The sequence below is a fragment of the Enterococcus gallinarum NBRC 100675 genome, from assembly GCF_001544275.1.
Lineage (GTDB): Bacteria > Bacillota > Bacilli > Lactobacillales > Enterococcaceae > Enterococcus_D > Enterococcus_D gallinarum.
In genome coordinates, this window is record NZ_BCQE01000006.1 from 167,356 (window position 1) to 174,323 (window position 6,968).

Here is a 6,968-nt window from a genome sequence, read left to right on the forward strand (position 1 = left end):
CCTACCAAACGATCTCATCGATTGAAATAGGGGAGTCATTAATTTCTACAGAGCGCACGGTAGCATCATTAATACGAATCACGCGATCAGCAATGGGAGCAATGGCACTGTTGTGCGTAATGATTAAAACAGTATTTCCAGCTTGACGGCTTGCGCTTTGCAACAGCTTCAATACTTGTTTACCGGTTTCAAAATCTAATGCTCCTGTTGGTTCGTCACAAAGAAGTAATTTCGGGTTTTTTGCTAGCGCTCGGGCGATGGACACTCGTTGCTGTTCGCCACCTGATAATTGAGAAGGAAAGTTATTGGATCTATTTTCTAATCCTACTTGCTTAAGCACATCAGCTGGGTCAAGTGCGTTCGGTGATATCTCTGTTGCTAACTCGATATTTTCTTTTGCTGTTAGATTTGGAACTAAATTATAAAATTGAAAAACGAAGCCTACGTCTTTGCGCCGATATTCTGTAAGTTGTTTATCCGAAAATTGTGCAATATCAATATTATCAATAATGATTTGACCTTCATCAGGTGAATCCATCCCACCTAATATATTTAGAATAGTCGATTTTCCAGCTCCGCTTGGACCTAAAATAACGACTAGTTCTCCTTCTTCAATTGAAAAGGATAGGTCTTCATTAGCGGTAATCGTGGTTTCGCCCATTTTATATCTTTTATACGTATTTTTTACTTCTACATAACTCATATAACGCCTCCATATTTTGAACACCTGTTGATTTAATCACATAGCGTTAGTATACTAAGAAAGAAAAAAAGGGGCAATCCTCAAATCTTATTCATCTGTTATTAAATAAACATTTAAGTTATTTTTGTATAGAAAGGATTGAAGTTATGGTAGGAATAGTTGGAAATCGCCGAACACAATATACAAAAAAAGTGATTCGAAAAGCATTTCAAGAGATTTTGATGGAAAAAGAATTTGAAAAAATCACAATTACAGAGATTGCCCAGCGTGCTGATATCAATCGGGGAACTTTTTATAAGTATTACAAAGATACTGCAGACCTTTTAGAGGAGATTGAGAAAGAAATCGTTGAACAAATTGCAGATAATTTGCAACAAGAAAATCTCCCATTAGATCTATGGCTAGAAAAATTATTACTTATACTGCAAGAAAATCCTAGTGTAAGTCATTTGATCCTGCTTAATAACAGTCATTTATTAGATTTGTTATTGGAAAAAATCAGACCGGAAACGTTTAAACGCTTTACTATTTATTTCGAAGATGCAACAAGAGAAGAATTAGAGTTATGTTTGAGTTATTTTGTCTGTGGTTCGATCGGGTTGATTGAACGCTGGCTGAAAGATTTTTCTGAGATGCAGCCTAAAGTAGTTGCTGATTTACTTATTCAAATATTTACTACAAATGTTTATGAATAAAAGAAAAGCGAACGCCAATACGTTCGCTTTTCTTTTATTCTACTAGTCGTTCATCATTCATACCAAAATATTGATGCAATGGTTTTTGTTTTCCTGACAATAGTTGATCGATCGTCACAAATTCGTATCCTTCATTTTTTAACATAGTGATCAATCCTGGTACAGCTTTGACTGATTCAGGATGGATATCGTGGATTAAGATGATTGCGCCATTAAAGACATTCTGTTTGACAACATTATTGATTGTTCCAGGATTTTTTGATTTCCAATCCTGTGAGTCAATATCCCATTGAATAATTGGCATGCCAATTGTTTCAGCACTTTTTTTATCAATAGCGCCATAAGGGGGACGGATATTGCGAGGCAAGACGCCTGTAGCCTTGAAAATAGCTTTGTTGGTTTTATTCATTTCACTTTGTAATTCATCTGTCGAAAGTGTATTCAATTGTGGATGAGAATACGAGTGACTTGCTACCTCATGACCCTCGTCGTGGACTTGTTTTGCAACATCTGGATTTTGATCCACCATCTGTCCTAACATGAAAAAAGTAGCTTTCACGTTATCTGTTTTTAGTATATTCAACAAATCAAGTGTTGAGCTATTATTTGGACCATCATCAAAAGTAAGAGCGACGTACTTTTTATTTTCATCTAATGCAGGTAATGTATCTTTTATACTTTCTTGCGAAACCAGATCTGTATCAATGAATGGCGCAATATCTTTATATTTTAGAGTGACTTTAGAAGTTCCAGTTGAATTTTTTGGTAAGACGATAGTCAATTCATCAGGTGTATAAGTCATTTTACTATCATAAGAAATTCTATCCATTGTTAATACAGCATCAATGATTTTTTCAGGTTCTTTGGCTTGATCAAGTATGGATTGCTGAATTACCTGTTGAATACCTAAAAGGCTTCCTTCATCTGGAATCAAATCCTTATTTGTAATTTCTTTGCCAGTTTTTTTGAAAATACAGATATCTTTCTCAGAAATACTATCTGGCTTTTTGAAATTTTCCTTACTGCGATCCCAGATAAAACTATCTGCTTCAATTCTATATTGACTAACTTTAGAAGATATTGCTGTTGCTTTTATTCTGGCAACTGTAAGCACTTCTTTTTCACGATGCTTTTTTTGTTGCTTTTGAGCAAGCTCGTCTAAGAGCTGGTTTGCATTTTTGAAAGGAACAGTATTTTCATCAACTGGACGGTAAACAATGCACTTATTTTCTCCGTCATTTATAGTATCTATTTTCGTTGAAATTCCACTTTGGTCTTGCTCTTCTTGAATTGAAGCCATGAGATTTTTTGCAGCAGTTTCATATTTGGCTTGAGCTTCTGCTTCTTGCTGTTTTAATGTATAAACAATATAGCCGCCAGTAGCGACAATTACTAGAATAAGTGCGGTAAACAATGCGAATATATACTTGCTATAATTAGATTTTTTCTTCGGTATTTTTGGTTGTTTGTTTTCGTTTCCGGTTTTGGGCTTTACAGCTTCATTCAATTGATTGGTATTTTCACAGGTATTAGGTTCTTGTTTGTGACGTTGGCTACGACGTGCATAGGTATTTTTGTCAGACATATGACTTTATCCCTCCATTTATCATCATAAAGTAAAATAAACGTAACATAATTGTAATATAGTTTCAACAATAGGGGGGTATTTCTTAGAATATTTAAAGAAAAAAGGTAGGAATTCTCATCCTACCTTGTTCTTCAATTTTTTTCAATTCGGGTAACTCCACCCATATAAGGAACTAGTACTTCTGGTATAGTCACACTACCATCTTCATTTTGATAGTTTTCTAATACGGCAGCAACAGTTCTACCGACTGCTAGTCCTGAACCATTTAATGTATGCATGTAATGAATCTTGCCATCGTTATCTCTATAACGGATCATTGCTCGACGTGCTTGAAAATCTTCACAATTAGAACATGAACTGATTTCTCGATATGTTTCTTGTGCTGGAATCCATACTTCTAAATCATACGTTTTAGCAGCAGAGAAGCCCATGTCACCTGTAGACAATGCCATTACTCGATAAGGCAGTTGTAATTTTTGTAAAATGTCTTCTGCATTTGCAGTCATTTTTTCTAATTCTTCATACGAGTGTTCTGCTTCACTTAGTTTGACCATTTCAACTTTGTTGAATTGATGTAATCGAATTAATCCGCGAGTATCACGACCAGCACTTCCAGCTTCTGAGCGGAAAGAAGGACTTAATGCTGTGAAGTAAACCGGTAGTTGGTCAAGATCCAATATTTCTCCATTATAATAATTCGTTAAAGGAACCTCAGCAGTAGGAATCAAGGTAAGATCTGTTTCCGTTAATTGGAAAACATCTTCTTTGAATTTAGGAAACTGTCCAGTTCCAAACATTGCATCGCTATTAACAATATATGGAGTAATCATTTCAGTGTACCCATGTTCATAAACATGTTGGTCTAGCATAAAGTTATATAAAGCTCGCTCAAGACGGGCACCTAATCCTTTATAGTAGACGAACCGGCTACCGGCTACCTTTGCACCTCGTTCAAAATCTAATATTCCTAGGTTTTCGGCAATATCCCAATGAGGCTTTGCTTCGAAATCAAACTCTTTTGGTGTAGCCCAGCGTCTTACTTCAACATTGTCATCTTCGTCTTTTCCAACTGGGACAGAGTCATGAGGCAGATTAGGTAATGTCGTTGCGATCAATTTGATTTCTGAATCAATTTTTGCAATCTCGTCATCAAGAGACTTGATTTTAGTGCCGACTTCTTTCATCTCGGCAATTTTATCATCTGCTGCTTTTTTTGCTCGTTTTAGTTGAGCTATTTCTGCAGAAACTTCATTTCGGACTTTTTTTAATTCTTCTGTCTCTACTAGGAGTTGTCGTCTCCTCTCATCTAACTTTAAGAATTCTTCTAATACTTCTTTTTTTACTCCGCGAGTCTGTAATTTTGTTTGGACTTTGTCAAAATTTTGTCGAATCATTTTAATATCTAACATAATTCTTCCCCCTTGTTTTTTCATATAAAAAAAGACCTTTTCATCCCTATTCTTGGGACGAAAAGATCTTTCGCGGTACCACCCGAGTTCAGCATAACGCTGCCCTTGTTGCCCGTAACGTGAGCACACGATCTTTTTTTCAAAAGATACACTTTTAATGAACTGGATTCCATTCTTTCCATTACTGATTCTCACCAACCATCAGTTCTCTGAAAAAGTAAAAAATGTACTAGGTTCTATGCTTTTTAGTAAGTATTTTCTCTAGAATAGCGAAAAAGCGTTAGTTCGTCAACCATAGTTTTGGGTATTTGATAAATCATTTCTCTTTAATGGGAGATGGATAATAAAGGAGGTCCAATCAGGAGTAGATTTTGCAAAAATGTAGCCACCATGCAAGGCAACGATGCTTTGAGCAATGGCAAGACCAAGTCCAGTTCCCCCAGTTTCCTGCGAACGTGATTCCTCCACTCGATAGAAGCGGTCAAATAAGGAGTCTAATGAATGTTTGGGAATCATTTGTCCATTGTTCTTAACTGTTAGAATGGCTTCTGTTCCTACTTTTTCCACTTCCATTACGATTTTGTCAGCGCCTTTTCCATACTTTAAAGCATTAGATAATAAATTATTGAAAACTCGTACAAGCTTTTCAGTATCACCGTCCATAATAATGTGCTCTGGGCGAGTGTGAGTCTCAATCTTTATTCCTTTACGAGATGCTTCTAATTCAAAATCTGCAGCTAGTTGTTCGACTAATTGCGCCATATCAAAAGAAATGACATTTATTGGGACGCTAGGCTGTCTTACTTTTGTGTATTCGAAAAGATCGTCTACTAAAGATTTCATTTGCTTTGCTTTGACATAAGCGGTATGAGTATATTTCAATAACTCTTCTTCAGAATGATACTGACGATCTTCAATCAGGCCTAGATAACCAATAATAGAAGTTAAAGGGGTTCGGATATCGTGACTAACATTTGTAATTAATTCATCCTTCGACTGTTCGATCCTTCGTTCATCTTCAATGGCGGCGACGGTACTATCTACCAAGCCGTTAATATTTGAAACAATCCGATTGAGGTCACCACGCAGTTCAAATGGAATACGATGATCATAATTTCCCTCTGCAATATAATGAAGCTCACTAATAATATGCCGTAGCTGCATTTGACGGTATCGACGAATCAAACGCCAATACAAAACAATCACATCTAATAAAAAGAACAAAGGAATAATGAAATTGCGGCCACTTTGAAAAATATCCGTGTCAAAAGCAGAAGTAAAAGCGTTTTTTGACTCATAGATCGCCTCCACTAACAACGGTGAATTCTCTCTTATAGAAGTCAAGATGACTAAAATCGCGACATTTAATAGAAGTAAAAGGATTACAGTAACGATTCCTTCTGCAAACAATTCACTGATTTCTTTAGAAGTGAGGGTGATACGTTTCTTTTTTTCTATTGGATTACTTCGCATCTATTTTATAGCCAACTCCCCACACTGTTTGAATGACTTTCTCACCATCAGTTGCTTCTTCTATCTTATCACGCAGATGACTCACATGAACCATTACGGTTTTGGCTGACACGACACTCTCTTGCTTCCACACACGCTCAAAAATTTCATCAGCACTAAATACACGATTCGGATGGGATGCTAATAGGTAGAGAATACCAAATTCAAGAGCGGTCAATTGAATCTCATTTCCGGTGATCGTTTTTACTTCATGAGAATCACGATTAATGATCAATGAGCTAACTTCTAAGATATCTGGCTGATTAGAGGGAGCTTGCATTTTTGTTCGACGGAGCAGAGACTTGACGCGAGCCATCACTTCCAAAGGATTGAATGGTTTTGTTACATAGTCGTCTGCACCAGCAACTAGACCTCGTATTTTATCCATATCAGTAGTCTTAGCAGTTAGCATGATGATTGGAATTTGTGATTCTTTTCGCAACTCTTTTACAACCTGCATGCCATCCATTTCAGGCATCATGATATCCAATATCAGTAATTCAATATCTGGAGTAGTTCTAATTTTTGTTAAAGCTTCTTTACCATCATAAGCTTTGACGGCTTCATAACCTTCATTATGAAGATAGATACTTAATAGTTCAACAATCTCTTTATCATCATCAGCAACAAGTATTTTCATATAAATCCTCCTAGGAACAATATTCTTTTCTCCTATTTTAGCAAATATTCTAGGAAATTGATAAAATCATACTTAAATTTATAAGAATGATAGGAAATAATACTTACAACAAGAATAAAAACCGAACATTGAGAATTCAAATAATCATCATAGTTTCCAAATTGAGAGATTATTCCGGAGAATTAACTAAAATATATGATGGAACCGCAGTATTTAGAAACGTTGAAATATCAATGATTTTACTGTTGACGAATAGCAAGATAGTTGATATATTATTACATGTGCCAAATGACAAAAATCATTTCTAAAAGAAAATGAAAAAAGTTGTTGACGCCAGAACCAACAGATGATATTATAACGAAGTCGCAAATTCAAGAAATCAATTTGATGCTGATACAGCAACAAAAAAGATTGAAAAAAA

At 35.7% G+C, this 6,968-nt stretch carries 6 protein-coding genes and 1 other annotated feature; of the genes, 1 reads left to right on the forward strand and 5 read right to left on the reverse strand.

Going from position 1 to position 6,968, the window contains the following annotated elements; genetic code table 11:
* Window position 1: 1 nt before the first annotated feature.
* Window positions 2-703, reverse strand: coding sequence for an ABC transporter ATP-binding protein (locus tag EG2_RS04950; protein ID WP_060813764.1), 702 nt, complete (start codon window positions 701-703; stop codon window positions 2-4).
* A 146-nt stretch (window positions 704-849) separates the two neighbouring features.
* On the opposite strand from EG2_RS04950, the gene EG2_RS04955 reads away from it, so the two are divergent.
* Window positions 850-1,398: a TetR/AcrR family transcriptional regulator gene (locus EG2_RS04955; RefSeq protein ID WP_082709513.1), complete on the forward strand. Its 549-nt coding sequence runs from the start codon at window positions 850-852 to the stop codon at window positions 1,396-1,398.
* 34 nt (window positions 1,399-1,432) lie between these two features.
* On the opposite strand, the gene EG2_RS04960 is transcribed toward EG2_RS04955, so the two are convergent.
* From EG2_RS04960 to EG2_RS04975, 4 genes are all read right to left on the reverse strand, one after another.
* Window positions 1,433-2,983, reverse strand: coding sequence for a polysaccharide deacetylase family protein (locus EG2_RS04960; protein WP_060813766.1), 1,551 nt, complete (start codon window positions 2,981-2,983; stop codon window positions 1,433-1,435).
* Between the two features lie 134 nt (window positions 2,984-3,117).
* On the reverse strand, window positions 3,118-4,395 hold the full coding sequence (serS, locus tag EG2_RS04965) for a serine--tRNA ligase (RefSeq protein ID WP_060813767.1): 1,278 nt from the start codon (window positions 4,393-4,395) through the stop codon (window positions 3,118-3,120).
* 50 nt (window positions 4,396-4,445) lie between these two features.
* Window positions 4,446-4,643, reverse strand: a binding site (T-box leader).
* 40 nt (window positions 4,644-4,683) lie between these two features.
* Complete coding sequence (locus EG2_RS04970; RefSeq protein WP_003129153.1) at window positions 4,684-5,868, reverse strand: sensor histidine kinase; 1,185 nt, start codon at window positions 5,866-5,868, stop codon at window positions 4,684-4,686.
* A complete protein-coding gene (locus EG2_RS04975) occupies window positions 5,858-6,547 on the reverse strand; it encodes a response regulator transcription factor (RefSeq protein WP_003129151.1) in 690 nt (229 codons plus the stop codon). The genes EG2_RS04970 and EG2_RS04975 overlap by 11 nt, the downstream gene beginning before the upstream one ends.
* Window positions 6,548-6,968: the final 421 nt, after the last annotated feature.

Coding starts and splice junctions, on each gene's coding strand:
- EG2_RS04950 (WP_060813764.1), bottom strand. CDS start 703: ATGAGTTATGTAGAAGTAAAAAATACGTATAAAAGATATAAAATGGGC.
- EG2_RS04955 (WP_082709513.1), top strand. CDS start 850: ATGGTAGGAATAGTTGGAAATCGCCGAACACAATATACAAAAAAAGTG.
- EG2_RS04960 (WP_060813766.1), bottom strand. CDS start 2,983: ATGTCTGACAAAAATACCTATGCACGTCGTAGCCAACGTCACAAACAA.
- serS (WP_060813767.1), bottom strand. CDS start 4,395: ATGTTAGATATTAAAATGATTCGACAAAATTTTGACAAAGTCCAAACA.
- EG2_RS04970 (WP_003129153.1), bottom strand. CDS start 5,868: ATGCGAAGTAATCCAATAGAAAAAAAGAAACGTATCACCCTCACTTCT.
- EG2_RS04975 (WP_003129151.1), bottom strand. CDS start 6,547: ATGAAAATACTTGTTGCTGATGATGATAAAGAGATTGTTGAACTATTA.